Below are 23,557 nucleotides of genomic sequence, written 5' to 3'. Positions count from 1 at the left end.
GCACCGGCGTAGCGTCGTCGCGCTACTTACTGACCGTTCGTTCTGTGCAGCATGGCACGCGGGACGGCCGGGTTCAAGAGCGGCGATTCGTCAGCGGCGGGCGCCGGGCTGGGCGCGCAGCCCCTCGAACGCCATGGCGACGACGGCGTCGGCGAGCTGGTCGGCCGTGAGCCCACCGCCGGGGCGGTACCACTCCACCAGCGAGTTGACCATGCCGAAGAGCAGGCGGGTGGCGGTGCGCGCGTCGACGTCCGACCGGAGGGCGCCGTCCGCGACCGCCTCCTCGACCAGGCGCGCCACGGCGTGGTCGAACTCGCGGCGACGCGCCAGCGCCTCGCGCTCGACGTCGGTGTTCCCGCGCAGGCGCAGCAGCAGCGTGACGAACGGCAGCTCCTGCACGAGCACCCGGACGGCACCCCGGATGACGCGTTCGAGCCGCTCCAGCGCGCTCGGCGCGGCGGCGTCCGGCGCCCCACCCGGCTGGCCGTCCGGCTCCTGGAGGAGGGCCTCGAGGTTGCCGAGCGCGCGCTCCAGCGCCAGCCGGAGCAGCTCCTGCTTGCCGCTGACGTGGTAGTAGATCGCGGACTTGCTGGTCCCGAGGCGTTCGGCCAGCTCGCCCATCGACGTCGCGTCGTACCCGCGCTCGTTGAACGCCTGGACGGCGACGGCCAGCACCGCGTCCAGGTCGTACGCCACACGCCCGGCGCGGCCGTTCCCGCCCCGTCGAGCGGGTGCGGGAGCGGCGTCGGGATCACTCATGCGAGCCAACCTAACCGACCGGGAGGCCGTTGCCGCCGCCCCCACCCCGGTGTTAGCCTGACTGAACGATCGGTAAGTAGGGCTCCAGCACAGGAGACGTCATGCCCGCAGAAGAACCGCCCACGACCGCTTCCCAGGAAGCCGCGCGGCTCGCGGCGTTCGACTCGCTCATCGCCGCCGACCAGCGGATCGAGCCCACCGACTGGATGCCGCCGGCGTACCGGAAGGCGCTGGTGCGGCAGATGTCGCAGCACGCGCACTCCGAGATCATCGGCATGCAGCCCGAGGGCAACTGGATCACGCGCGCGCCGAGCCTCAAGCGCAAGGCGATCCTGATGGCAAAGGTGCAGGACGAGGCCGGGCACGGGCTCTACCTCTACTCGGCGGCCGAGACGCTGGGGACCACCCGCGACGAGATGCTCGACGCCCTGCACTCGGGCAAGGCCAAGTACTCGTCGATCTTCAACTACCTCGCGCCGTCGTGGGCCGACATGGGCTCGATCGGCTGGCTGGTGGACGGCGCCGCCATCGCGAACCAGGTGCCGCTGTGCCGCGCGTCCTACGGCCCGTACGGGCGCGCGATGGTGCGCATCTGCAAGGAGGAGTCGTTCCACCAGCGGCAGGGCTTCGAGATCCTGCTGGCGCTGATGAACGGCACCGACGAGCAGCAGGCCATGGCGCAGGAGTCCGTGAACCGCTGGTACGCGCCGGCCCTGATGATGTTCGGCCCGCCCGACGCAGAGTCGCCCAACTCGCGGCAGAGCATGGCCTGGAAGATCAAGCGCTTCTCGAACGACGAGCTGCGCCAGCGGTTCGTCGACATGATCGTGCCGCAGGCCGAGATCCTCGGGATCACGCTGCCCGACCCCGACCTGCGCTGGAACGAGGAGCGGGGCCACCACGACTTCGGCGAGCTCGACTGGGCCGAGTTTCACGCCGTCCTGCACGGGAACGGGCAGGCGAACGCGCTGCGCCTGGCCAAGCGCCGCGCCGCGCACGCCGAGGGCGAATGGGTGCGCGAGGCCGCCCGGGCGTACGCCGAGCGCACCGCGACGAGCGAACGGATGGCGTCATGACCGAGGAACCACGCCGGGAGACCTGGCCCCTGTGGGAGGTGTTCGTGCGCTCGGCGCGCGGCCTCTCGCACGTGCACGCCGGCTCGCTGCACGCGCCGGACGCCGAGCTGGCGGTGCGCAACGCCCGCGACCTCTACACCCGCCGCAGCGAGGGAGTCTCGATCTGGGTGGTGCCCGCCGCCGCGATCACGGCGTCGGACCCCGACGCGAAGGACGCGTGGTTCGAGTCCCCGCGCGGCAAGGACTTCCGGCACGCGACGTACTACACGGCGTCGCAGGCCGTGCCGCACCTCTGACCCGTACCGCCGGCCCCCGGCCGGACGGCCCGACGCTCGATGGAGAGCCCATGCAGAACCAGCACCAGTCCCCGTCCGCGGTGCTCACACCCGAGGCGATCGCCGCCCGGGTCGCCCCGCAGGACAGCCCCGCCCGGGCCACCGACGACGTCGCGCGGTACGCGCTCGGCCTGGGCGACGACGCCCTGGTCCTCGCGCAGCGGCTGGGCTCGTGGATCGCCGCCGCGCCCGAGCTGGAGGAGGACGTCGCGCTCGGGAACATCGCGCTCGACACCCTGGGGCACGCGCGCGGCCTCCTGACCTACGCGGGTTCCGCCTGGGACCAGACCGAGGACGACCTCGCGTACTTCCGGGACGAGGCGGACTTCCGGTGCCGGCAGATCTTCGAGCGGCCCAACGGGGACTTCGCGTGCACGATCGCCCGGCAGCTCGTCGTGTCGGCCTACTTCACCGTGCTCTACCGGCGCCTGGCCGACAGCGCCGACCCCACGCTGGCGGCCATCGCCGCCAAGGCGGTCAAGGAGGTGGAATACCACCTGGACCACGCCACGCTCTGGACCGTGCGCCTGGCGCTGGGCACCGAGGAGTCGCGGCGGCGGATGATCGCGGGGCTGGAGGCGATCTGGCCGTTCGTGGACGAGCTGTTCGCCGCGGATCCCGCCGCCGACGCCGTCCCGGCTGCCGCCGTGGCGCCCGCCGGGCTGCGCGAGCCGTTCGACGCGCTGCTGCTGCCGGTGCTCGACCAGGCCGAGCTTCCCGTACCGGGGATCGCGGCCGTCCGCGGCGGCGGCCGCCTCGGGGTGCACTCCGAGGCGCTGGGCCCGCTGCTCGCGGAGATGCAGGTGCTGGCCCGGCGGCACCCGGGGGCGGTGTGGTGATGAGCGCCGTCGACAGTCCCGTCGAGCGCGTCGCCCGCCCCCGCCCGGAGGCAGGGCCGGAGCGCGCCGTGTGGGATGCCGCGGCGACCGTCACCGACCCCGAGGTGCCGGTCCTGACCATCGAGGACCTGGGCGTGCTGCGCGGCGTGCGGATCGTGGACGGGTCGCCCGTCGTGGACATCACGCCCACCTACTCGGGCTGCCCCGCCGTCGACGCGATCCGCGACGACATCGTCGCCGTGCTTCGCGAGCGCGGCTTCCCGGGGGCCCGCGTGGACGTGGTGCTCTCCCCCGCGTGGACGACCGACTGGATGAGCGACGCCGGCCGCCGCAAGCTCATGGAGCACGGCATCGCCCCGCCGGGCCGCCGGGCCGGCGGCGTCGTCGCGCTGGGCCTGGGCGTCCGGTGCCCCCGGTGCGGCTCGCTGCACACGCGCGAGCTCGCACGGTTCGGCTCGACGTCGTGCAAGGCGCTGTACGTCTGCCAGCGCTGCCGGGAGCCCTTCGACCACTTCAAGGAGCACTGATGCCGGTCGCCGACACCGGTGTCCCCGCCCCGCCCGGCACGCGGCGTCGCGCCCGGTTCCACCCGCTCACCGTCGCGGCGGTGCGCACGCTGACCGCGGACGCCGTCGAGGTGACGTTCGACGTCCCGGACGACCTCGCCGACGCCTACTCCTACGCGCCGGGCCAGTACGTCGCGCTGCGCGCGCGGGTCGACGGCGAGGAGGTGCGCCGCACCTACTCGATCTGCCAGGCGCCCGTCCCCGGCTCGCTCAAGGTGGGCATCAAGCGCGACATGGGCGGGCTGTTCTCGCCCTGGGCGATCGACCACCTCGCCCCGGGGATGACGCTCGACGTGATGAGCCCCGAAGGCCTGTTCGTGTCGCACCGCCCGCCCGGCCAGGGCGGGCGCGTGGTCGGGGTCGCGGCGGGCAGCGGCATCACGCCGATGATGTCGCTCGTGGAGCACACGCTCGGCTCGGCGGCGGACAGCACCTTCGACCTGGTCTACTCCAACCGGACCACGACGGACACGATGTTCGTGGACGAGCTGGGCGACCTCAAGGACCGCTACCCCGCCCGGCTGGCCCTGCACCACGTGCTCACCCGCGAGCGCCGGGGCGCCGAGCTGCTCTCGGGCCGCCTCGACGCCGACCGGCTGCGCCGCATCGTGACGGCTCTGATCGGGCCGGACGACGTGGACGAGTGGTTCCTGTGCGGGCCGTTCGAGATGGTGCAGACCTGCCGGGCCGTGCTGGAGGAGCTGGGTGTGCCGCCGGAGCGGGTGCGGCACGAGCTGTTCACCACGGGCCGGCCGGAGCGTCCGACGGCGCCGTCCGGGGCCCCGCCGGCGTCGGGCGCCCCGGACGGCGAGTCGCACTCGATCTCCTTCCGGCTCGACGCCGCGACGTCGACCGTGACCAGTCCGGCCGGGGCGCGCGAGAGCGTGCTGAACGCCGCCCTGCGGGTGCGCGGCGACGTGCCGTTCGCCTGCGCGGGTGGCGTGTGCGGCACATGCCGGGCAAAACTGGTCTCGGGCACGGTGGAGATGGTGGAGAACTACGCGCTGGAGCCCGAGGAGCTGGCGCGTGGCTACGTCCTGACCTGCCAAGCGATCCCCACCAGCGAGGAGATCTTCGTGGACTACGACTCATGATCACGCTCACGATCGAGGACGAGATCGCCGAGGTGGTGCTCGACGCGCCCGGCCGGCTGAACGCCCTGGACGAGGCCGGGCTCGCCGAGCTGGACGACGCCTACCGGCAGGCGGAGGCCGCCGGCGTGCGGGCGCTGCTCCTGCGGGGCGAGGGCCGGGCGTTCTGCGCCGGCCGGGACATCTCGGGGGTCGACCCGGCGACGGACGACGCGCTGGGCTACCTCCGCAACCGGGTGACCCCGCTGCTGTGGCGCATGGCCGCGTTCCCGGCGCCGACGTTCGCCGCGGCGCACGGCGCCTGCCTGGGTGTGGGGCTGGGCCTGCTGATCGCCACCGACGTCGTCTACGTGGCCGACGACGCCAAGGTGGGCTCGCCGTTCGCGAACCTCGGGGCGACGCTCGACTCGGGCGGGCACGCGCTCTTCGTCGAGCGCCTGGGCGCGCACCGCGCGCTCGACCTGGTCTATACGGGCGAGCTGATGAGCGGGGCCGAGGCGGTCGCCGCCGGCCTCTTCTCCCGGGCCGTGCCCGGCCCGGAGCTGCTCGGGTTCACGCGCGACCGGGTCGAGCAGGTCGCGCGCGGGGCGACGAGCGCCTTCCTCGCCTCCAAGCGCCTGGTCACCGAGCTCCGTGACGAACGGATCGCGTTCTGGGCCGCCGTGGCCCACGAGAGCGAGGCGCAGGGCGACCTCAGCCTGACCGACGACTACCGGGAGGGCTTCGCCGCCTTCCAGGAGAAGCGGCGCCCCACGTTCACGGGCCGGTGACCTGGACGTTCCTGGTGGCACGGGGTCACAGGCGGACGATCGCCGGGAGCGGGTTCTCGATCGCGTCCGCGACCGTGCGCATGAAGGCCGCCGCCGTGCCGCCGTCGCAGACCCGGTGGTCGAAGACGAAGGACATCTGGGTGATCTTGCGCGGCACGATCTGGCCGTCGACCACCCAGGGCCGGTCGATGATCCGGCCGAAGCCCAGGATCGCGACCTGCGGGTGGTTGATGATCGCGGCGCTGCCGTCCACCCCGAGGCTGCCGTAGTTGTTCAGCGTGAACGTGCCGCCGCTGAGCTCCCCGGGCGTGGACCTCCCGACCCGGGCCCGGGCGGTGAGGTCGCGCAGGGCCGTGTCGAGCTCGCGCGTGGTCATCGAGTCCGCGCCGAGCACGGCCGGGGCGACGAGCCCGGTCTCGCCCTGGACGGCGATGCCGAGGTTGACGGCGTCGGACACGACGATCTCGTCGCGCTCGGTGTCGAGCCGCGCGTTGAGCACCGGATAGGCCTCCAGGCCGGCGACGACGAACCGCGCGATGTGGGCCAGCAGCCCGGGCCCGGGGTCGTCGGGCGTGCGGGTGGCCTCGCGCAGCTCCCAGAGCGCGGTGGCGTCGACGTCGACCCAGACGGTCGCCTCCGGGATCTCCGCGCGGCTGCGCGAGAGCACCCGGGACGCCGCCCGCCGGAAGCCGCTGAGCGGGATCCGGTGCTCGCCGGGGGCGGCCGGGGCGACGGCGGCAGCCGGGCTCGGTGCCGAGGCGGCCCGTGCCCGCTCGACCGCGGCGCGCACGTCCGACCGGGTGACGGTCCCGCCCGCGCCCGTCGGCGGGATCGCGGCGAGGTCCAGGCCCGCCTCGCGGGCCAGCCGCCGGACGATCGGGGAGATCACGCGGACCGGGCTGCTGTCGTGCGGGGGCTCGGGGTTCGCGACGCCGTCGTCGGCCGGTGCCGCGACCACGGCAGGCACGGCGAGCGCAGCGGGCCGCGTCCCGCGGGGCCGACGCCGCCGCCCCGCGCCGGGATGCGCGGACGTCCCGTACCCGACCAGCACGTTCCCCGACCCGGCCTGCTCCTCGGTGCGGTAGGCCTCTGCCTGGGGGTCGGGCTGGGGGTCAGGCTCCGGGTCGGGGTCAGGCTCCGGCTCCAGGTCGGCCGAGATCGTGATCAGCGGCCTGCCCACCTCGACGCACTCCCCCTCGGCCGCGTGCAGCACGCCCACCCGGCCGGCGTACGGGCACGGCACCTCGACCACGGACTTGGCGGTCTCGACCTCCACCACCGGCTGGTCCATGGTCACGACGTCACCCTCGGCGACCAGCCACTGCACCACCTCGGCCTCGGTCAGGCCCTCGCCGAGGTCGGGCAGGAGGAAGGTCTGCTCGGTCGTGGTGCTGGTCATGCGTCCTCCCACTGCAGGTCGTCGACGGCGTCGAGGATCCGGTCGACGGACGGGAGCTGGAGGTGCTCCAGCTTGGGCGGCGGGTAGGGGATGTCGAAGCCCGTGACGCGCCGGACGGGCGCTGCCAGCGAGTGGAAGCAGCGCTCGCCCACCCGGGCCGCGATCTCGGAGGCGACGCTGGCGAACCCGGCCGCCTCGGCGATCACGACGGCACGCCCGGTCGACTCCACGGCCGCGCAGACCCCGGCGTCGTCGAACGGGACGATCGAGCGCAGGTCGACGACCTGGAGGCTGCGGCCGTCGCGCGCGGCCGCCTCGGCTGCCTCCAGCGCGACCGGCACGGACGGGCCGTAGGCGATGAGGGTGGCGTCGGTGCCCGGACGGCGCACGACGGCCGTGCCGATGCCCGGCCCGCCGCCGTCCGCCAGGGCCACCTCGCCCTTGGCCCAGTAGAGCTTCTTCGGTTCGAGGAAGACCACGGGGTCGGGCGAGGCGATCGCCTCGCGCAGGAGCCAGTAGGCGTCCGAGGGGTTCGACGGCGCGACGACGTGCAGCCCGGGCGTGTGCGCGTAGTAGGCCTCCGACGAGTCGCTGTGGTGCTCGACGCCGCCCACGCCGCCGGCGTACGGGACCCGGATGACCAGGGGCAGCTCGACGCGGCCGCGGGTCCGGTTCCGCATCTTCGCGATGTGGCTGACCACCTGCTCGAAGGCGGGGTACGCGAAGGCGTCGAACTGCATCTCGATCACCGGCCGCATGCCGTTCATCGCCAGGCCGACGGCGAAGCCGGCGATGCCGGCCTCGGCGAGCGGGGTGTCGAAGCAGCGGTCCTCGCCGAACTCGGCGGTGAGCCCGTCGGTCACCCGGAAGACGCCGCCGAGGGGGCCGACGTCCTCGCCGAGCACGAGCACCGTGGGATCCTCGGCCAGCGCGTCGCGCAGCGCCCGGTTGATCGCCTGGGCGGTGCTGAGCGTCTCGCGCTCCACCGCGGGGCTGGTGGTGGTCATCGGGGCGTCTCCTCTCGGCTCGGCTCGTCACGGCTCAGCTCGTCCCGGACCAGGGCGAGCTGCTCCACGAGCTGCGGCGTCGGCGTGGAGTAGACGAAGCGGAACAGGTCCTCGGGGTCCGGCACGACATCCACGGCGATGCCGTCCCGGGTGTGCCGCGCGAGCCGCTCGGCGGCGTCGGCGTGGGCCGCGGCGCGCGCGTCGTCGAGCAGGCCCGCCCCGCGCAGGTAGGCGTCCAGCCGCAACAGCGGGTCCTTGGCCGCCCAGGCCGCGACCTCGTCGTCACCGCGGTAGCGGGTCGCGTCGTCGGCGTTGGTGTGGGCCTGCATGCGGTAGGTGCGGCCCTCGACGAGCTGCGGTCCCTCCCCGGCCCGCGCCCGCCCGACCGCCGCGGACAGGACGTGCAGCAGGGCCGCGAGGTCGTTGCCGTCCACCTGCTCGCCGGGCACGCCGTAGCCCACGCCCTTGTGCGCCAGCGACGGCGCGACCGTCTGCCGGGACAGCGGCACCGAGATCGCGTACTGGTTGTTCTGCACGAAGAAGACGACCGGTACCCGAAAGACGGCGGCGAAGTTCAGCGCCTCGTGGAAGTCGCCCTCGCTCGTGGCGCCGTCGCCGCACATCGCCAGCACCACGGTGGACTCCCCGCGCAGCCGCGCCGCGTGCGCCACCCCCACGGCGTGCGGGAGCTGCGTGGCGAGCGGCGTCGCGAGAGGCGCGACGCGGCGCTCGTACGGGTCGTACCCCGAGTGCCAGTCGCCCTTGAGCAGGCCGAGCACCTCGACCGGGTCCACGCCGCGCGTCACGGCGGCCGCGGTGTCACGGTAGGTCGGGAAGAGCCAGTCCTCGTCGTCAAGCACCTGCGCGGCCGCGACCTGGCAGGCCTCCTGCCCGTACGACGACGGGTAGACGGCCAGCCGCCCCTGCCGCACGAGCACCGAGGCCTGCTCGTTGAAGCGGCGGGCGGTGACCATGCCCGCGAGCCCGCGGAGCAGGTCGTCGGCCGCGGGCAGCGCGGCCGTGTCGTCGACCGTGGGCCGGCCGTCCGGGTCGAGGAGCATGACCGGCTCGCGGGACGGCAGCATGAGATCTTCGTTGATCACCATGTAGATATACTGGTCAAAGTTCCATTCGGATTCCATCAACGGCGAGGATCCGAGAACCCGTCCAGTCATGACCGGGTCACACGATCCAAATGTCCAGCACAGAAGGGCCTGAGGGCGTGGTGGCGAGACAAGTGGCAGCGGGCCTCGACGACGTCGACCGGCGCATCATCGACGAGCTGCGCCGGGACGGGCGGATGTCCATGCGGACGCTCGCCGAGAAGCTGCACATCTCGCGGGCCAACGCCTACGTGCGCGTGCAGCGCCTGGAGTCCACCGGGGTGATCCGCGGCTACCGCGCGGAGATCGACCCGGTGCTGGCCGGGCTGGGCACGTCGGCCTACGTGACGGTCAACCTGGACCAGGCGCAGTGGCGCTCGGTCCGTGAGGAGCTGCGCACCCTGCGCGGCGTCGAGCACATCGGGCTGGTCGGCGGGGAGTTCGACCTCGTCCTGCTCGTCCGCGCCCGCGACAACGCCGACCTGCGGCACCTGATCCTGGACCAGATCCAGGGCATGAACGGCATCGTGAACACCCACACGCTGCTGGTGTTCGAGGAGCCGGTGCCCGCGGGCCCGGCACCGGCGGCGCCGGCGAGCTGATGCGGCCGGTCGCGGCGAGAGGGGACACTGTGTCGATGTCAGCCCGCCAGCCCACCAGCCACGACGTCGCGCGCGCCGCGGGGGTCTCGCAGTCGACGGTCAGCTACGCCCTGTCCGGCAAGGGCACCATCGCGCCCCGGACCCGCGAGCACGTGCTGGCGGTCGCGGCGTCCATGGGCTACCGCCCCAACCTCGCGGCGCGGTCGATGCGCACCCAGCGCTCGGGCCGGCTCGCCGTGGTCACCGGCGTGACGGTGGACAACCGGCTGCGCATGCTCACCGGCGCGGCGGAGGTCGCCGCCGAGGCGGGCTACGCCGTGGACACCCACAGCGTCGACGGGACCGCCGAGGCCCGCACCGAGCGCGTCGTCGACCTGGCCCGGAGCGGCCAGGTCGAGGGGGTGCTGACGTTCCTGCCCGTGGTCCCGGACGCGCTCACCCTCGACGAGGACTCCGCACCGGTCGTGGCCGAGACGGCCCTGGACGAGCAGCTGCGCACCACCGGCGAGCTCGCCGACGCGGGCCTGCTCGGCACCGTGATCTCGGCGCTGGTCGCGGCCGGCCACCGCCGGTTCCTGCACGTGGCCGGACCCGAGCACTTCGCCTCGGCCCGCTCCCGGCGCGACGTCTACCTCGCGGAGGTCGAACGCCTCGGCGTCGAGTCGCTCGGCGTCGTCGGCAGCGCCTGGTCCCCCGAGTCGGGCCGGGAGGCCATGCTCGCCCTGCCCGACGACGCCCCGCCGCTCGCCGTGATCGCGGCCAACGACTACGTGGCGCTCGGCGTGCTGCGCGGGGCGGCGGAGCGCGGCTGGTCCGTCCCGGGCGACCTGGTCGTCACCGGCTGGGACGACGCCGACTTCAGCGCGTTCACGACGCCCTCGCTCACCACGATCCCCGTGGACTTCGTCGAGGCCGGACGGCGCGCGATGCGCCGGCTCGTCGCGGCGGTGCGGCACGAGGAGCCCCCCGCGCACACGGCGCCGCTCCAGCGCGTCGTGTGGCGGGAGTCGACGGGGGCGCTCACGCCCGCCGTCGTCCCCTGACGGCAGACCGGCCCTTGACATCCCGAGCACCGGACATGACGATGTTGAACCGTTGCATCATACGTATGATGCGATCTGCGACGTCGCACCGTTCCGCTGGTCGGCGTCGTGACGCCGTCGTCCAACCGGAGGAAGCATGCTCAAGATCGGCATCGTCGGGACCGGCGGTATCGCAGGTGCGCACGCCGAGGGATACCGCCGCTTCGCGCAGGAGTGCGAGGTCGTCGCCGTCTGCGACATCGTCCCGGGCAAGGCCGCCGAGCAGCGCGCGCGGCTCCAGGTGCCCGGTGCGCGGGCCTACGGGAGCATCGAGGAGCTGCTGGCCGCCGAGCCGGACCTCGACCTGGTGAGCATCACGACGCCGCCGTCGACCCACGCGGAGCTGACGGTCACCGCGCTGCGGGCCGGGGTGGACGTGCTGGTCGAGAAGCCGATGGCGCCCTCGCTGGAGGAGTGCGACGCGATGATCGCGGCCGCCGCCGAGCACGGCCGCGTGCTGTCCGTCGTGGCGCAGAACCGCTTCCGGAACGACATGGCCACGCTCAAGGAGGTGCTGGACTCCGGCCTGGCCGGACCGGTCTCGCACGTCCAGGTGAACTCGGCATGGTGGCGCGGCACGGCCTACTACGACCTGTGGTGGCGCGGCACGTGGGAGTCCGAGGGCGGCGGCTGCACCCTGAACCACGCGATCCACCACCTCGACCTGACCCAGTGGATGCTCGGCGCGCCCCGCGCCGTCACGGCCGTGCTGACCAATGCCGCGCACGAGAACGCGGAGGTCGAGGACCTGTCCGTCGCCGTGCTCCAGTACGACCGGGCGCTGGCCGAGGTGACGAGCTCCGTGGTGCACCACGGCGAGGAGCAGGCGATCGTCGTGCAGGGCCGGGAGGCCCGCGTCTCGCAGCCGTGGAAGGTGGTGGCCTCGGCCGCCTCCCCCAACGGCTTCCCCGCCCCCGGCGGCGGCAACGCCGAGCGCGTCGCGGAGATCGAGGCGCTGGCCGCGGCCCGGGAGCCGCTGGCGCACGAGGGTCACAACGGGCAGATCGGCGACACGCTCGCCGCCGTACGGGAGCGCCGCGAGCCCGCCGTCACCGGCGCCGACGGGCGCCGCGCCGTGGAGCTGGTGACCGCGATCTACCAGGCCGGGATCGAGCGGCGCACGGTGGACCTGCCGCTGCGGCCCGACGACCCGTACTACCGCACGGGCACACTGGTGGCACGTGCGCCCCACTTCTTCGAGAAGACCGCGTCGGTGGGCGACCTGCCCGGCGCGATCACCGTCGGCAGCAGCCAGGAGGCGATCTGATGAACGCGAGCAGCGGTGCTAGCTACGCACCCGAGCCGGTACCCGACCCCGTGGTGAGCGCGGGCGACTTCCCCTTCGCCGCGGTCCGGCTGGACCACGGCCACATCTACGGCATGGCCGAGGGCCTCCAGGCCGCGGGCGGCACCGTGAAGTGGGTGTACGACCCGGACCCGGCCAAGGTGGAGGCGTTCCGCGCCAAGTTCCCGGACGTGCGCGTGGCGCGCAGCGAGGACGAGGTGTTCGACGACGACGAGGTGCGGCTGGTCGCCGGCGCCGCCGTCACCTCCGAGCGCTGCGCCCTGGGACTGCGCGCCATCGAGGCGGGCAAGGACTACTTCACGGACAAGGCCCCGCTGACCACTCTCGACCAGCTCGCGGCGGCCCGGGAGGCCACCGCGCGGACCGGCCGCAAGTACGCCGTCTACTACTCCGAGCGCATCCACGTCGAGGCGGCGGTCCTGGCCGACCAGCTCGTCGAGCGCGGCTCGATCGGCCGCGTGCTGCAGGTCATGGGCCTCGGCCCGCACCGCCTCGGCACCGGCCGCCCCGACTGGTTCTTCGAGAAGGACAAGTACGGCGGCATCCTGTGCGACATCGGCAGCCACAACTTCGAGCAGATGCTGCACTACGCGGGCGCCAAGGACGCGCAGGTGACGCACGCCGCCATCGCGAACTACAACCACCCGGATCACCCGGAGCTGGACGACTTCGGCGAGGCCAACATCGTCATGGACAACGGCGCGGCGGGCTACTGCCGGGTCGACTGGTTCACTCCCGACGGCCTGAGCACCTGGGGCGACGGGCGCACGTTCATCCTCGGCACCGAGGGCTACATCGAGCTGCGCAAGTACGTGAACGTGGGCACCGACGAGGGCCCCGGGCATGTGTTCCTGGCCAACGGCGACGGCGAGCACCACCTCGTCGCCAAGGGGAACGTGGGCTACCCGTACTTCGGCCGGCTCATCCTCGACTGCCTCGAGCGCACCGAGAACGCGATGACCCAGGAGCACGCGTTCAAGGCCGCCGAGCTGAGCGTCCAGGCCCAGCTCGCGGCCCGGGTGCTCACCCCGGACGCCGAGGGCGCTGGCATCGGCTGACCCTCCCTCGTGCGCCGGGCCCGGACCTCCGGGCCCGGCGCTCCTTCTGATCCGGCGTGGCGGCCGATCTATGCTGCTCCCGACCGAGAGGAGCAGCCGCGTGGCGACCGACGATCTGCCCGGGCAGGACCGGCTCCGTGCCGAGTGGTCCACGCACCGGCCCGCGGTGTTCGGCGCGGCGTACCGGCTGCTCGGGAGCGTGGCCGACGCCGAGGACGTCACCCAGGACGTCTGGCTGCGCGCGGTCGGCGCGAACCTGGACGAGGTGCGCAACCTCCGGGCCTGGCTGATCACCGTCGCGGCCCGCCGGGCCTACGACATCCTCAACAGCGCCCGCCACCGCAGAGAGTCCTACGTGGGGCCGTGGCTCCCCGAACCCCTGCTGACCGGTCCGGACGCGGCCGAACCCGTGCTCGTCGACGAGTCGGTCACCGCGGCGATGCTCCTGGTCATGGAGAAGCTCAGCCCGCCGGAGCGGGTCGCCTTCGTGCTGCACGACGTCTTCGACCTCGAGTTCGCACGGATCGCCGAGATCCTCGACGTCACGGTGCCGGGCGCCCGGCAGCTCGCCTCGCGGGCCCGCCGGCGCGTGGCCGCCGAGAAGGACGCGATGCCACGCACGTCGCGGGTGTCGCGGGCGGAGCGGGAGCGGGTGCTCGATGCCTTCCGCGGCGCCTACGAGACCGGGGACCTGGAAGGACTCGTGCGCCTGCTGGACCCCGACGTCGTCTACGTCACCGACGGCGGCGGCAAGGTCTTCGCGGCGCGCAAGGCCGTTCTCGGTGGTCAGCGGGTGGCCGAGCTCATGGTGCGGGTCGGCCACCAGCGGCGGCCCGACCACATCGACCTGGTGGAGGTCGGGGGCGAGCTCTCGCTGGTGTTCCGTCGCGAGGGCCAGGTGTACTCCGTGGACACGCTGCAGATCGCGGACGGGCGGATCACTGCCTACCGCCGGGTCCTCAACCCGGACAAGCTCACCCGGGTCCGAGTGTGACGTCTCTGACCGTCACGTCCGGGCGGGCCACGTCGTCTCCCTGGCGGCCCCGGTGCCGCTCCGGCGCGCACCGACCCGGGCCGCACGACGACTCAGAGGAGAACCATGACCACCACGCAGCGCGTCGACATCGGCAAGCAGCAGCCGAACGCGTACAAGGCGCTGACCGCCCTGTCCGGGGAGGCCGAGAACAACGCCGTGTCGGCGGGGCTCGACCCGCTCCTGGTCGAGCTGCTGAGGATCCGCACCTCCCAGATCAACGGCTGCGCGTTCTGCCTGCGGCTGCACACGCGCGACGCCCTGAGGAAGGGTGAGAACCCCGACCGGATCGCCGTGCTGCCCGCCTGGCGGGAGACGGGCTACTTCTCCGACACCGACCGGGCGGCGCTCGGCCTGGCCGAGGCCATCACCCTGGTCGCCGACGGGCACGTCGGCGACGCCGACTACGCCGGCGCCGCGGCGGTCCTCACCGACGACCAGGTCGCGGCGGTCTCCTGGATCGTCACGGTGATGAACGCCTTCAACCGCGTGGCGATCACCAGCCGGTACACCGTCGCCTGAGCCTCAGGGCGTCGCGCGGGCGCCGGCCGTCACTCCGGCCGCGCGTCCGGGGCGGGCCGGCTCCGTCGTCCGACGGCGAAGCCGGCCGCGCCGCCGAGCAGGAGCGTGCCGGCGGACGAGAGCAGGGCCACGGTGCCGGGGGACGAGGTGCCGCCCGGCACGTAGGTCGTGTCGGACAACGGCGCGTAGGCGAACCAGCCGAAGGCCGCCGGGCGGCTCCCCACCCAGGCCGCGGCGCCCAGCAGCGCGAGGCCGAGCACGACGAGAACCGCGAGGACGAGGCGCGAGGCGCGCTCGGGGCGGGGTGCGGGTGCTGTCATGCGGACCATCGTCCCAGACCCGTAGGCCGATGCCGTCTGGCGCCCGTCGTCGCCGGGACCCAGGTCACGCGGCCCGACCGGTGCTCGACCGCTGGACGTGTCGCAGACGGTCGTGATGCGGCAGCTGTGCGGGCGCGACGGCCTCCAACGCCCTGTCCAGCGTGTCCGATGTCAGGTCTTCCCTGCCGATGCGGGACTGGAGGCTGGTAAGGAACTGATCGGAGGCCGTGCGAAGCGGTACTCCGGCCTCGTTGGCGACGTCGAGCAGCATCTTCTCGGCCGTGCGCTCGTCGATCCCTCGCACCACGGCCACGACGCTCTTGGCTCGTTCGATGGCGACCTCACCGATGATGATCGACTCGCCCTAGGCCTGTTGCGCTCGCCCGGAGTCAATCGGTCGTTCGTGAGCGCACCTCCGCGGCGGCCTCACGGCCATGCTCGGCGACCGACCGTGCCGCCTCCTTCGCCGCGTCCCTCACGGCTTCAGCACCCTCCCTCGCCGGCCCCTCCAGATCCTGCGCGATGTCGGACGCAGCCGACCTCACGTCGTCCACCAGCGGAGCCGTCTTCTCCTGGACCGCCGTGGCGGCGCGTCGTTCGCCGCGGCTGGACGGCAGGAGCGACGCGACGATCAGGCCCGCACCGAAGGCGACCAGACCGACCGCGAGAGGGTTGCCCTTCGTCTGCTCCCGGACGAAACGCGGAGCCGATCCGACGGTATCGCCGAGGGACGATGCTGTACGTCGAGCGGAGTCGGCGGCCGATGCGGCCGCCTCCCGTCCACGGTCGGCCATGTCATGTGCCGCTCCTGGCGCGGTGTCCGCGGTGTCGTGTGACGTGCCCATGACCCGGTCCCGGACGTGCACCATGCCGGAGCGCATGCGGTCGGCCTGGCGCCGTGCCGCGTGGCCCGGGTGCACCTTGTCACCGAGTTCGTCGACGTCACGACTCAGCTCGGAGCGGGTGCGTTCGATGTCTGCTCGGATCTCCTCGGGGTCGCCGGCGCTCATGAGTTCTTCTCCTCGTGCCCTCGTAGGGCGTCTGGGATCTTCTTGACGGATTCGGCCGTCTGCGACAGGCCGTCGATGGCACGCAGCTCGGATCGCCCACGCGCGGCGAGAACCGCCGCGACCACGGCCCACACGGCCGCGACGACCAGAGCGGACCAGCCTCCGCCCATCAGGGTGCCGAGCGCCCACCACAGGGCGAGCGACACGAACAGCAGGACCATGTGGCCCGCCACGCCGGCGCCGCCGAACAGGCCGGCGCCTTTCCCTGCACGCCGTGCCGACTGCGCCGCTTCCGCCTTGGCGAGCTCGATCTCCTGGCGGACGAGCGTCGAGAGGTCGCGGCTGATCTCGCCGACGAGATGACCCAGGCTCGGTGGCGAGCCGTGGCCGGCCGACGCGGCCGCCTGCGACTCGTCCTGGCCTGTCGGCAACCGCGGCGCCGCGCCGGGCGGCGCCATGGGATCAGGGGCGCTCGACAAAGGTCTCACCTCCCGTGGTCTGCGGTGCTGCCGGGTCCGGCACCGACGGCGCGAGGACGGCGGGCGGCGTCCCCCCACCTTCCGTTCGGTCGTGCGCGGCCGGATCAGGCCGTTCCTCCCCCGTGCCACGATCCGAGGCGTCCTTCGCACCGCGCACGAACCGGCCCACCAGCAGGCCCGCTCCGGCCGCGAGCGCGACGAACAGCCCGGGCCGGCGCCTGGCGAAGTCCTCCACCTGGTGCAGGACGTCGACGGGTTCCCGGCCCTCGAACCACTGCGCGGCGCGGCCGGTCGCATCCGCTGCGTGCTGGACCAGGTCGGTCGCGAAGCCGGGGTCCTGGGCCCCGTCGGCCATCTGGCCCAGCTCGTCCCCCAGGGCGCGGAGTCCGGTCGCCAGGTGCCGCTGCTGGGAAGCCGCCTGTGACCTGAGCTCGGTCCGTGTGCGGTCGACGAGTCCGCGGGTGCGATCCGTCGCCTCGTGAACCACGTCGCGAGCCCGTTCCTTCGCTTCGTGTGCCGTCTCCCGGCCGGCCTCTCCCACCTGCGAGGCAGCGTCGCCGATTCTCTCCCGGACGCCGGTGCTCCCCGCCTCGGCGTCTGCCTGGGTGCCTCCGGCCGGCCAGGACTTCTCCGATCCAGCCGCTGTCCCGTGCGGAACGTTCGTCGCGCCCATGGTCGGACTCCTGTCGTCGTCCTCGCTCGGACGGACCGAGCGCAGAGCACCGACCGAGACGGCCCGTGCCCACCAGTGCGGCCGCTTCCTGACCACTCACCAACGTAGGACCGAGGCTGCCACTCGCAACCCGCGGGCACCTGGTCGAGCGCCTGCGAAAGCTCTAGGCACTGTCCTCGGACAGGATCTCCCGGACGTCACCCGGCGGAATGGGGGCCGCCAGGAACTCGTCGATCGCCTCAGTGGTCGGGACCAGCGTGACGTCCGGCGCCGCGAGGAGATGCACCAGCGAGTACGCGATGTCGCGAACCGCGATGTTCGCCTCGTTGGAGGCCCGTCGGAGCAGTTCGAACGCCTCGTCGCTCTCGACGCCGTAGACCATCATGAGGACACCTTTGGCCTGCTCGATCACGGCACGTCGTTCGGCCGACGCCCGGATGGAGGCCGTCGCCTCGCGTGACGCCGCCTCGCGGTGCGACTCGGTGACGTCGAGGAAGTATCCGAAAAGCTCGGTGACCTGTCCTGTGCCGGGGTCGCGTCTCCCCTGCCCCGTGACCGCAAGCGTTCGAGTATTGCCCTGGGCGTCAAGGATGCGGTGCACCGAGCTGAACGTCTGTCCCGTCTCCGCCGCGCGCCGCAGGACGCCGTCCACACGCCCCCGGTCGTCCGGGTGCTTGTGGGCGAGGATCAGCGAGGTCGTGGGCACGATCTCGCCCGGCCGAAACCCATGCATCTCGTAGATCTCGTCCGACCATGCCCACTCGCCCGTCGCGAGATCAAGCCGGTACCGGCCCACCGGCGGTCGGCCGCCCCCGTCGAGCGCTCGCTCGATCTCATCATCGAGCGCCGGGCCGTCAGGCGTCTGCGCAGAACTCACGAAGCAGCCTCCAGTGCAAGGTCGAGCCGTTGGTGCTGTCTTCACGCTATGCCCGCTCCGCCGAGTCCACTACCCCTGCTGCTCCCGAGGTCGCGTCGAGCACACGTCAGACTGCCGGAGGGCAGGAGACAGGGCGCGTGCACGGCCTGGCGCTGCTCGCACCACCGGGACGCGTCGGTCGTCGGTCGGGGTGGTCGGCATCATGTGGGCCGGCCCGTGTGCTTGCGTCGGGTCAGCAACGGCTCGCGGCTTCGCGGTCGGCCGACAGGACTGACGGCGTCGAGCGCGCGCGTCAGCCCCTCCGGCGTGACTCCGGCTGCCTCCTCGGCTCGCATCGCGGCCATCACCTGGTCGGCGGCCGCGCGCAGCGTGATCCCCACGGCGCCCGCGGTTTCGCGCAATGTGTGCTCCGCAGCAGCCTCGTCCGCACCGCACACAGCCATGATCACGCCCTTGGCCTGCTCGATCACGGCCTGGCTGACAAAGGCCTGGTTCACGATCTCCTTCGACCGGCGGTTCAGAGCCTCCGTCTGGAACGGCGTCACGTCCACCACGTAGCCGGCGACCTCGGGGGAACCACCAGAGCCGGTCCGGCGACCCTGCCCGGTGACGACGAGCGAATGAGCGCGCCCGTTCTTGTCCACGATGCGGTGTGCGCATGCGAACGGAATTCCCGTTCGCAGAGCCTCGCTGGCCGCGCGGAGAACCCGTGCCCGGTCGTCAGGATGCTTGCGGGCGAGCAGCACGTCCGGACCGGGCTCGACCTCATGCGGCTTCCAGCCGTGCATGGTGTAGATCTCGTCCGACCACCACCAGTCCCCGGACGCCAGGTCGACGCGGTACCGACCGACCAGGAGGCTGGTACCGAGTCCGAGGGCAGCCGTCAGCTCGGCCGCCGAGACCGTCAGTCGTCCTGGCGGTGCCTGGCACCGGGAGTTCTCGACGGGGGCGAGGGGAACACGCGTGTCGAGCGACATGTGAACCTCCAGATCCGATCGGACCTGGAGCCGCTTCATGACTCCGCGGCAACGAGTGTAGATCGCCTCGCACGGATCGGACAGTCGTGCCGGGTGGACGGCGACGAGGCCTAGTCCGAGTCATCGAGGGAGAACTGGAGACGTTGGCCGAGCACGTCCTGCGCTACGGACAGCAGGCTGGTCGATCGCGTGAAGGCGCGTGCCCGGATCACCGCGAACGCATCCTCGGGGGAGATGCGCAGCTGGACGACAACCATCCCGATGGCCCGATGGATCTGGGTCCGCTCCGACCAGTCGAGCGATTCAGCAGCCCCCAGCAGTGCCGCCCCGACGGCATCGGCCACCAGTCCCAGGTCCTCCGCGCTACGCGTCTGTGGTTCAGCGGTCACATAGAGGCTGAGCACGCCGACGACCCGGCCGGCCGCGCGCATCGGGGTCGCGTAGAGCGTCGCCTCGTCCACGATCGATCCGGCCAGCTGAGAGAAGACCGGGTACTCGTCTGCCACCGGGTCGACGTGCATGACGATCAGCCGCTCCTCGGCGAGCGCCTGGTGCAGAGGGCCCACGCCCAGGACCTCCTGGAGCGATTCGAGCTGGTCGAACATCCCAGGTGTGCTGACGGCCAGCCGTTCTCCTGGCGCAGCCGACAGGGTGAGAGCCGCGCCTTCCGCCCGGAGGATGTCGACGCAGGCCTCGCAGAGCCTCATCGCCAACGGGTGGTCGGTATCGACCTTGGCGAGGGACCGCGCGAACAAGCCCAGCAGCTCTGTCCGGTCCAACCGGCCGTCACCACCTTCGCTCGGCTTCGGTCTCGCGCTGCAACCGTGTCCCTGACGGTTTGCTTGCCTGTCGCTCGTCGGTTCCCGGTCCGGATGGCGCGCGCACCACCCTACGACGGTACGGCTGCCGGGCGACGCTCGCACCAGCGCCGTGATCAACCGCTCGACGGACGAAAGCGCACGTCAGACCGGTGCACCGGACACGTGCCAGGGCTCCGATCACGGACCAGGTGCCGGTCGAAACGTCACCCTGCCGCCCGGTGCGCGAGTCAAATCCGGCGGTGTTAGCCTGAAAATTCGGACCCCCCGCAACGCGACGACGCGCTGCTCGCACCTCCCGGGTCTATAGGGATTCAGCATGGACGACAAGCTCAAGATCGCAGCGGTCCTGCTCACCGGGTACCTGCTGGGACGAACCAAGCGCATGAAGCTGGCGCTGGCCGCAGCCGGCGCTCTCGCAGTCAGAGAACTGCGCGCCAACCCCGACCTCCTCAAGACAGGCAGCTCTGTCCTCGCCTCACCAGCCGTCAAGAAGCTCACCGACGAGCTGTCCGGCCGACTGGTCGACGCGGGGAAGACCGCCGTGGTCGCGGCAGCCGCCAAACGGGTCGACGGGCTCGTCTCCAACCTCGAGAAGCGCACGGGTGCACCACCTTCCGCGCGGGGGCCCGAGGAGGACGAACCCACCGACCAGCCGGACGAGTCCCCCGAGCCGGCTGACGAAGCCGGGGACGAAGTTCCACCTGAGGAGACCGAAGAGGAAGAGCCCTCGGACGAGCCAAACGAGCCGGACGAGCCGGACGACGAGCCGGCAGCGGCAAGGTCAGCTCCCCGGCAGCGGCGGTCGGAACCGAAGGAGACCTCCCGCTCGTCGCGCACATCCGGCGAGGGCGGATCGCGCAAGGCCACGTCCGGTGGGCGCGGCAAGAAGTCGTCAGGAACCGCATCAACCAGGAAATCGACAAGCGGGACCTCGACGAGAAAGCCGAGCTCCCGGTAGTTCGACGAACTCGGCACCGTGCGGCTGCGGCGCCGGGAAGGAGCAACTCCCATGGACAACACGTCGTCCGACACCAAGGCTGACGCCGGTCCGCAACCATTGGCTGCACTCCGGGAATCGGCTGGAAACTACGTCAAGTCACTTGCCAACCATGCAGTCGACAACCTGACGGACAAGGTCGGTGGGTTGACCGACCGCCTCACCCAGTACGCGAACGGGTCCGGCGCAGATGCCGGCGGGGCCAAGGCGGCCGCCGCCGCAAAGGGCGCCGAAGAGCTCGCGCAGGGCGCGTCGCCGGCCAAGGCGGGGCTGTCCGCCGCCGTCGCCGGTGTCAAGGAGAAGGTCACCGGAGTCTTCGGTGGCGGGAACGGCGGCGGAGACGGAGACGGCGGCACGTTCGACTTCAACAACATCGTCGAGTCCATCGACGTCGGAGCCCCGGTCGAGGTCGTCTTCAACGCGTGGACCTCGTACGAGAAGTGGCCCGAGTTCATGAAGAAGGTCGAGCACACGGAGCTCGACGAGGACTCGGGTGAGGTGCAGCTCAGGGGCAAGGTGCTCTGGTCCCATCGCCAGTGGGAGACCGTGATCACGGACCAGGTGCCGGATCGGCGCGTCGCCTGGAGCTCCACCGGGGAGAAGGGGCACCTGAGCGGGGTCGTGACGTTCCACCCGCTCGGCGAAGAGCTCACGCGTCTCGTCATCGTCGTCGCGTACTACCCGGACGGGTTCGTGGAGAAGACCGCGAACATCTGGCGGGCCGTGAACCGGCGGGTACGTCTGGAGCTCAAGTTCTTCGTGCACCACGTCATGACCGAGTCCGTCCTGCATCCCGAGGAAGACGAGGGGTATCGCGCGGAGATCCACGACGAGGAGATCGTTCGGAGCCACGAGGAGGTCGTCGAGGACGAGCGGGCCGACCGCGACGAGCAGGAGGAAGAAGAGGGCGAGGAAGAGGCCGAAGAAGAAGAGGGCGAAGAAGAAGCAGAAGAGGGCGAGGACGTGGACGAGGACAAAGAGTCCGGGACCAGGCGGCGATCGCGATGACCACGGTGAGCACCCGGCCCCGGAGCACGGGGTACGTCGAGCGCCCGCCGTCCTCGTCGTTGGCTGACGTCATCACCATCATCCTCGACAAGGGCATGGTGATCGACGCCTTCATCCGGGTGTCGGTCGTCGGCATCGAGCTGATCACCATCGACGCCCGCATCGTCATCGCCAGCGTCGACACCTACCTGCGGTTCGCCGAGGCGACCAACCGTCTCGATCTCGCGCAGTCCGGCGGACGGGACCTGCCCGAGCTCATGGAGGACGTCTCGGAGAGCGGGGCGAAGAGCAAGACCAAGGGCGTGCTGTCGGGCGCCAAGGATGCCATCTTCGGCAAGGACGAGGACGAGGACGCTGACGAAGAGCAGGACCAGGACTTCGACCAGGACGAGTCTCAGGACGAGGAAGACGAGGTAGAGGTCCCCGCGCGCAACCGAGAGCACCGTCGGCCCCGCCGGCGCGTGTCAGGGACGCGCAACACCTAGCAGACATCCCTTGTGGCGGACGGAGGAGCCATGCTGTACGTCTACGGGCTGGTCCTTCCCGACACCGACGTGCCCGCCGAGCAGGCGGGGCTCGGCGAAGGCGATGTGCACCTGGTCGGCCTCGGCGAGATCGCCGCGCTCACCTCCGAGGTCCCCGACGCGGAGGTGGTCGGGGTGCCCGCCGAGATACGCGCCTACACCGCGGTCCTCGACGGCGTGGCCGCCGCGCGTCCCGTCCTGCCGATGAGGTTCGGCACGGCCGTACTCGACGAGGAGGCCATGGCTGAGGCGTTCCCCGTCGATCGTCGGGGAGCACTCGCCGAGGACCTGCGCCGTCTGGATGGCCTCGCCCAGCTCACGGTCCGGGCGCGCTATGTCCAGGACGCCGTGCTCGCCGAGCTTGTCGCGGAGGACGCCGAGGTCGCAGAGCTGCGCGCCCTGCTCCAGGACCTCCCCACCGACGCGACGTACGACACCCGCATCCGCCTGGGCGAGCTCGTGGTCCGGGGGTTCGCCCGCAAGCGGGCACACGACGCCGCTCACATTCTCGACGAGCTCACACCGTTCGCGGTGGATGTCCGTGAGCACGAGACCGGACTGGTCGACGACGTGGTGGAGATCGCCGCGCTCGTCCGGCGTACCGGGCTGGCGAAGTTCGATGCCGCGCTCGAAGGACTCGCCGCGCGTTCCCACGGCCGCATCACCTTTCGTCTCGTCGGACCGCAGGCTCCGTACGATTTCGTCGGCGAGGAATGACCCATGGGCATCTTCAGCGGTCTGCTGTCGCTCCCACTGGCCCCGGTTCGAGGCACGGCCTGGGTCGCGCAGCAGGTGCTCGACGAGGCCGAGCGTCGCTACTACGACGTCGAGACTCTGCGGCGGCAGCTCGAGGAGGTCGCCATGGCGCGCGAGAACGGCGAGCTCGACGACGACGGTGCCGATGCGCTGGAAGAGGAGCTGACAGCACGCCTCATCGAGGCGAACCGACGCAGCAGGGAGGAGCGCGATGGATGACGCCGACACGCGGGCCGACGAGGCCGAGCGACCGTCGCGCCTCACGGCCACCCGTGCGGCCCGCAAGGCCGTCGAGCAGCTCGCCGGGCTCACCGGCCGCAAGCTCGAGAGTGTCGTGGGGATCCACTCGGAGAACGACGCGTTCACCGTCGTCATCGAAGCCGTCGAGGACCCGCACGTCCCGAGCACGGCGGACGTCATGGCGGAGTACGAGGTACAGCTCGACGAGGACGGCGAGCTGGTCGGCTACCGGCGCCAGGCGCGTTACGTCCGCGGCAGCACCGACGACGGGTGACACTGCTCGACAATGGACCGCCTTTCGGGCCGAGGCGTCGGGGCGAAGGAGGT

General features: G+C 72.1%; 30 protein-coding genes. 18 read left to right on the top strand and 12 right to left on the bottom strand.

The annotated features are described in order from the left end of the window. Positions 1-90: 90 nt before the first annotated feature. Positions 91-759 (bottom strand): TetR/AcrR family transcriptional regulator, encoded by a 669-nt coding sequence (locus QRN56_RS11635; protein ID WP_285103361.1) that lies wholly within the window; start codon positions 757-759, stop codon positions 91-93. Positions 760-860: 101 nt separating this feature from the next. On the opposite strand from QRN56_RS11635, the gene paaA reads away from it, so the two are divergent. From paaA to QRN56_RS11605, 6 genes are read left to right on the top strand one after another with little or no spacing between them, the layout of a single operon-like run. After that, positions 861-1,835 (top strand): 1,2-phenylacetyl-CoA epoxidase subunit PaaA, encoded by a 975-nt coding sequence (gene paaA / locus QRN56_RS11630; protein ID WP_285103359.1) that lies wholly within the window; start codon positions 861-863, stop codon positions 1,833-1,835. Beyond that, positions 1,832-2,131: a 1,2-phenylacetyl-CoA epoxidase subunit PaaB gene (gene paaB / locus QRN56_RS11625; protein WP_285103358.1), complete on the top strand. Its 300-nt coding sequence runs from the start codon at positions 1,832-1,834 to the stop codon at positions 2,129-2,131. Before paaA ends, paaB begins: the two co-directional genes overlap by 4 nt. Positions 2,132-2,181: 50 nt before the next feature. After that, complete coding sequence (gene paaC / locus QRN56_RS11620) at positions 2,182-3,009, top strand: 1,2-phenylacetyl-CoA epoxidase subunit PaaC (RefSeq protein WP_285103356.1); 828 nt, start codon at positions 2,182-2,184, stop codon at positions 3,007-3,009. Then, positions 3,009-3,536 carry a 1,2-phenylacetyl-CoA epoxidase subunit PaaD gene (paaD, locus tag QRN56_RS11615; protein WP_285103354.1) on the top strand — a complete coding sequence of 176 codons (528 nt, stop codon included), beginning with the start codon at positions 3,009-3,011 and terminating at the stop codon, positions 3,534-3,536. The genes paaC and paaD overlap by 1 nt, the downstream gene beginning before the upstream one ends. After that, complete coding sequence (gene paaE / locus QRN56_RS11610) at positions 3,536-4,669, top strand: 1,2-phenylacetyl-CoA epoxidase subunit PaaE (RefSeq protein ID WP_285103352.1); 1,134 nt, start codon at positions 3,536-3,538, stop codon at positions 4,667-4,669. The genes paaD and paaE overlap by 1 nt, the downstream gene beginning before the upstream one ends. Next, positions 4,666-5,436, top strand: coding sequence for an enoyl-CoA hydratase/isomerase family protein (locus QRN56_RS11605; RefSeq protein WP_285103351.1), 771 nt, complete (start codon positions 4,666-4,668; stop codon positions 5,434-5,436). Before paaE ends, QRN56_RS11605 begins: the two co-directional genes overlap by 4 nt. A gap of 25 nt (positions 5,437-5,461) precedes the next feature. Here QRN56_RS11605 and QRN56_RS11600 read toward each other — a convergent pair whose 3' ends face one another. The 3 genes from QRN56_RS11600 to QRN56_RS11590 are packed head-to-tail and all read right to left on the bottom strand — an operon-like array spanning position 5,462 to position 8,948. Then, entirely contained in the window at positions 5,462-6,835 is a 1,374-nt protein-coding gene (locus QRN56_RS11600; RefSeq protein WP_285103349.1) for a dihydrolipoamide acetyltransferase family protein, read from the bottom strand. Next, entirely contained in the window at positions 6,832-7,842 is a 1,011-nt protein-coding gene (locus QRN56_RS11595) for an alpha-ketoacid dehydrogenase subunit beta (RefSeq protein WP_285103347.1), read from the bottom strand. The genes QRN56_RS11600 and QRN56_RS11595 overlap by 4 nt, the downstream gene beginning before the upstream one ends. After that, positions 7,839-8,948 (bottom strand): thiamine pyrophosphate-dependent enzyme, encoded by a 1,110-nt coding sequence (locus QRN56_RS11590; protein WP_285103346.1) that lies wholly within the window; start codon positions 8,946-8,948, stop codon positions 7,839-7,841. Before QRN56_RS11590 ends, QRN56_RS11595 begins: the two co-directional genes overlap by 4 nt. An 89-nt stretch (positions 8,949-9,037) precedes the next feature. Between QRN56_RS11590 and QRN56_RS11585 the strand changes: the two genes are divergently transcribed. The 6 genes from QRN56_RS11585 to QRN56_RS11560 all read left to right on the top strand — a co-directional run bounded on the left by QRN56_RS11585 (position 9,038) and on the right by QRN56_RS11560 (position 14,548). Further along, positions 9,038-9,547: an Lrp/AsnC family transcriptional regulator gene (locus tag QRN56_RS11585; RefSeq protein WP_285103345.1), complete on the top strand. Its 510-nt coding sequence runs from the start codon at positions 9,038-9,040 to the stop codon at positions 9,545-9,547. 35 nt (positions 9,548-9,582) lie between these two features. Continuing rightward, complete coding sequence (locus tag QRN56_RS11580; protein WP_285103343.1) at positions 9,583-10,590, top strand: LacI family DNA-binding transcriptional regulator; 1,008 nt, start codon at positions 9,583-9,585, stop codon at positions 10,588-10,590. A 136-nt stretch (positions 10,591-10,726) separates the two neighbouring features. Beyond that, the gene (locus QRN56_RS11575) at positions 10,727-11,896 is read left to right on the top strand and encodes a Gfo/Idh/MocA family protein (RefSeq protein WP_285103341.1); all 1,170 of its coding nucleotides are present in this window, start codon (positions 10,727-10,729) and stop codon (positions 11,894-11,896) included. Continuing rightward, positions 11,896-12,993 carry a Gfo/Idh/MocA family protein gene (locus QRN56_RS11570; protein WP_285103339.1) on the top strand — a complete coding sequence of 366 codons (1,098 nt, stop codon included), beginning with the start codon at positions 11,896-11,898 and terminating at the stop codon, positions 12,991-12,993. Before QRN56_RS11575 ends, QRN56_RS11570 begins: the two co-directional genes overlap by 1 nt. A 100-nt stretch (positions 12,994-13,093) precedes the next feature. Next, positions 13,094-13,987 carry an RNA polymerase sigma factor SigJ gene (gene sigJ / locus QRN56_RS11565; RefSeq protein ID WP_285103337.1) on the top strand — a complete coding sequence of 298 codons (894 nt, stop codon included), beginning with the start codon at positions 13,094-13,096 and terminating at the stop codon, positions 13,985-13,987. A gap of 105 nt (positions 13,988-14,092) precedes the next feature. Continuing rightward, positions 14,093-14,548 carry a carboxymuconolactone decarboxylase family protein gene (locus QRN56_RS11560; RefSeq protein ID WP_285103336.1) on the top strand — a complete coding sequence of 152 codons (456 nt, stop codon included), beginning with the start codon at positions 14,093-14,095 and terminating at the stop codon, positions 14,546-14,548. Between the two features lie 29 nt (positions 14,549-14,577). On the opposite strand, the gene QRN56_RS11555 is transcribed toward QRN56_RS11560, so the two are convergent. The 8 genes from QRN56_RS11555 to QRN56_RS11520 form a co-directional block, all read right to left on the bottom strand. Next, the gene (locus QRN56_RS11555; RefSeq protein ID WP_285103335.1) at positions 14,578-14,868 is read right to left on the bottom strand and encodes a hypothetical protein; all 291 of its coding nucleotides are present in this window, start codon (positions 14,866-14,868) and stop codon (positions 14,578-14,580) included. Positions 14,869-14,932: 64 nt separating this feature from the next. Further along, positions 14,933-15,181 carry a hypothetical protein gene (locus tag QRN56_RS11550; protein WP_285103334.1) on the bottom strand — a complete coding sequence of 83 codons (249 nt, stop codon included), beginning with the start codon at positions 15,179-15,181 and terminating at the stop codon, positions 14,933-14,935. A 76-nt stretch (positions 15,182-15,257) separates the two neighbouring features. Continuing rightward, positions 15,258-15,878 (bottom strand): DUF3618 domain-containing protein, encoded by a 621-nt coding sequence (locus tag QRN56_RS11545; protein WP_285103333.1) that lies wholly within the window; start codon positions 15,876-15,878, stop codon positions 15,258-15,260. After that, complete coding sequence (locus tag QRN56_RS11540) at positions 15,875-16,336, bottom strand: phage holin family protein (protein ID WP_285103332.1); 462 nt, start codon at positions 16,334-16,336, stop codon at positions 15,875-15,877. Before QRN56_RS11540 ends, QRN56_RS11545 begins: the two co-directional genes overlap by 4 nt. Before the next feature lie 4 nt (positions 16,337-16,340). Continuing rightward, positions 16,341-16,844 carry a hypothetical protein gene (locus QRN56_RS11535; RefSeq protein WP_285103330.1) on the bottom strand — a complete coding sequence of 168 codons (504 nt, stop codon included), beginning with the start codon at positions 16,842-16,844 and terminating at the stop codon, positions 16,341-16,343. A 349-nt stretch (positions 16,845-17,193) separates the two neighbouring features. Further along, complete coding sequence (locus QRN56_RS11530; RefSeq protein WP_285103329.1) at positions 17,194-17,907, bottom strand: PAS and ANTAR domain-containing protein; 714 nt, start codon at positions 17,905-17,907, stop codon at positions 17,194-17,196. 200 nt (positions 17,908-18,107) lie between these two features. Beyond that, on the bottom strand, positions 18,108-18,884 hold the full coding sequence (locus tag QRN56_RS11525) for a PAS and ANTAR domain-containing protein (RefSeq protein WP_285103327.1): 777 nt from the start codon (positions 18,882-18,884) through the stop codon (positions 18,108-18,110). 110 nt (positions 18,885-18,994) lie between these two features. Then, complete coding sequence (locus QRN56_RS11520; RefSeq protein WP_285103325.1) at positions 18,995-19,663, bottom strand: GAF and ANTAR domain-containing protein; 669 nt, start codon at positions 19,661-19,663, stop codon at positions 18,995-18,997. A gap of 358 nt (positions 19,664-20,021) precedes the next feature. Between QRN56_RS11520 and QRN56_RS11515 the strand changes: the two genes are divergently transcribed. From QRN56_RS11515 to QRN56_RS11490, 6 genes are read left to right on the top strand one after another with little or no spacing between them, the layout of a single operon-like run. Next, positions 20,022-20,663: a hypothetical protein gene (locus QRN56_RS11515; RefSeq protein WP_285103323.1), complete on the top strand. Its 642-nt coding sequence runs from the start codon at positions 20,022-20,024 to the stop codon at positions 20,661-20,663. A gap of 18 nt (positions 20,664-20,681) precedes the next feature. Beyond that, positions 20,682-21,710: an SRPBCC family protein gene (locus QRN56_RS11510; protein ID WP_285103322.1), complete on the top strand. Its 1,029-nt coding sequence runs from the start codon at positions 20,682-20,684 to the stop codon at positions 21,708-21,710. Then, a complete protein-coding gene (gene gvpJ / locus QRN56_RS11505; RefSeq protein WP_285103320.1) occupies positions 21,707-22,195 on the top strand; it encodes a gas vesicle protein GvpJ in 489 nt (162 codons plus the stop codon). The genes QRN56_RS11510 and gvpJ overlap by 4 nt, the downstream gene beginning before the upstream one ends. A gap of 30 nt (positions 22,196-22,225) precedes the next feature. Beyond that, positions 22,226-22,951: a GvpL/GvpF family gas vesicle protein gene (locus QRN56_RS11500; RefSeq protein ID WP_285103319.1), complete on the top strand. Its 726-nt coding sequence runs from the start codon at positions 22,226-22,228 to the stop codon at positions 22,949-22,951. Positions 22,952-22,954: 3 nt separating this feature from the next. Further along, positions 22,955-23,209, top strand: coding sequence for a c-type cytochrome biogenesis protein CcmI (gene ccmI / locus QRN56_RS11495; protein ID WP_285103318.1), 255 nt, complete (start codon positions 22,955-22,957; stop codon positions 23,207-23,209). Next, positions 23,202-23,504: a gas vesicle protein GvpO gene (locus tag QRN56_RS11490; protein WP_285103316.1), complete on the top strand. Its 303-nt coding sequence runs from the start codon at positions 23,202-23,204 to the stop codon at positions 23,502-23,504. The genes ccmI and QRN56_RS11490 overlap by 8 nt, the downstream gene beginning before the upstream one ends. Positions 23,505-23,557 lie beyond the last annotated feature (53 nt).

Origin of the sequence: Promicromonospora sp. MEB111, assembly GCF_030209445.1 — a bacterium.
Taxonomy (GTDB): Bacteria; Actinomycetota; Actinomycetes; order Actinomycetales; family Cellulomonadaceae; genus Promicromonospora.
Note: the sequence above shows the minus strand (reverse complement) of the source record. Positions and strands in the feature narration are given on the sequence as shown.

What these genes read in the sequence shown, in the direction of transcription:
- QRN56_RS11575 (WP_285103341.1), top strand. Translation starts at nt 10,727, where the DNA reads ATGCTCAAGATCGGCATCGTCGGGACCGGCGGTATCGCAGGTGCGCAC.
- QRN56_RS11545 (WP_285103333.1), bottom strand. Translation starts at nt 15,878, where the DNA reads ATGAGCGCCGGCGACCCCGAGGAGATCCGAGCAGACATCGAACGCACC.
- ccmI (WP_285103318.1), top strand. Translation starts at nt 22,955, where the DNA reads ATGGGCATCTTCAGCGGTCTGCTGTCGCTCCCACTGGCCCCGGTTCGA.
- QRN56_RS11595 (WP_285103347.1), bottom strand. Translation starts at nt 7,842, where the DNA reads ATGACCACCACCAGCCCCGCGGTGGAGCGCGAGACGCTCAGCACCGCC.
- QRN56_RS11635 (WP_285103361.1), bottom strand. Translation starts at nt 759, where the DNA reads ATGAGTGATCCCGACGCCGCTCCCGCACCCGCTCGACGGGGCGGGAAC.
- paaC (WP_285103356.1), top strand. Translation starts at nt 2,182, where the DNA reads ATGCAGAACCAGCACCAGTCCCCGTCCGCGGTGCTCACACCCGAGGCG.
- QRN56_RS11580 (WP_285103343.1), top strand. Translation starts at nt 9,583, where the DNA reads ATGTCAGCCCGCCAGCCCACCAGCCACGACGTCGCGCGCGCCGCGGGG.
- paaB (WP_285103358.1), top strand. Translation starts at nt 1,832, where the DNA reads ATGACCGAGGAACCACGCCGGGAGACCTGGCCCCTGTGGGAGGTGTTC.
- gvpJ (WP_285103320.1), top strand. Translation starts at nt 21,707, where the DNA reads ATGACCACGGTGAGCACCCGGCCCCGGAGCACGGGGTACGTCGAGCGC.
- QRN56_RS11590 (WP_285103346.1), bottom strand. Translation starts at nt 8,948, where the DNA reads ATGGTGATCAACGAAGATCTCATGCTGCCGTCCCGCGAGCCGGTCATG.
- paaD (WP_285103354.1), top strand. Translation starts at nt 3,009, where the DNA reads ATGAGCGCCGTCGACAGTCCCGTCGAGCGCGTCGCCCGCCCCCGCCCG.
- QRN56_RS11600 (WP_285103349.1), bottom strand. Translation starts at nt 6,835, where the DNA reads ATGACCAGCACCACGACCGAGCAGACCTTCCTCCTGCCCGACCTCGGC.
- QRN56_RS11540 (WP_285103332.1), bottom strand. Translation starts at nt 16,336, where the DNA reads ATGGCGCCGCCCGGCGCGGCGCCGCGGTTGCCGACAGGCCAGGACGAG.
- QRN56_RS11500 (WP_285103319.1), top strand. Translation starts at nt 22,226, where the DNA reads ATGCTGTACGTCTACGGGCTGGTCCTTCCCGACACCGACGTGCCCGCC.
- paaE (WP_285103352.1), top strand. Translation starts at nt 3,536, where the DNA reads ATGCCGGTCGCCGACACCGGTGTCCCCGCCCCGCCCGGCACGCGGCGT.
- QRN56_RS11525 (WP_285103327.1), bottom strand. Translation starts at nt 18,884, where the DNA reads ATGTCGCTCGACACGCGTGTTCCCCTCGCCCCCGTCGAGAACTCCCGG.
- QRN56_RS11555 (WP_285103335.1), bottom strand. Translation starts at nt 14,868, where the DNA reads ATGACAGCACCCGCACCCCGCCCCGAGCGCGCCTCGCGCCTCGTCCTC.
- paaA (WP_285103359.1), top strand. Translation starts at nt 861, where the DNA reads ATGCCCGCAGAAGAACCGCCCACGACCGCTTCCCAGGAAGCCGCGCGG.
- QRN56_RS11585 (WP_285103345.1), top strand. Translation starts at nt 9,038, where the DNA reads ATGTCCAGCACAGAAGGGCCTGAGGGCGTGGTGGCGAGACAAGTGGCA.
- QRN56_RS11560 (WP_285103336.1), top strand. Translation starts at nt 14,093, where the DNA reads ATGACCACCACGCAGCGCGTCGACATCGGCAAGCAGCAGCCGAACGCG.
- QRN56_RS11605 (WP_285103351.1), top strand. Translation starts at nt 4,666, where the DNA reads ATGATCACGCTCACGATCGAGGACGAGATCGCCGAGGTGGTGCTCGAC.
- QRN56_RS11490 (WP_285103316.1), top strand. Translation starts at nt 23,202, where the DNA reads ATGGATGACGCCGACACGCGGGCCGACGAGGCCGAGCGACCGTCGCGC.
- QRN56_RS11515 (WP_285103323.1), top strand. Translation starts at nt 20,022, where the DNA reads ATGGACGACAAGCTCAAGATCGCAGCGGTCCTGCTCACCGGGTACCTG.
- QRN56_RS11570 (WP_285103339.1), top strand. Translation starts at nt 11,896, where the DNA reads ATGAACGCGAGCAGCGGTGCTAGCTACGCACCCGAGCCGGTACCCGAC.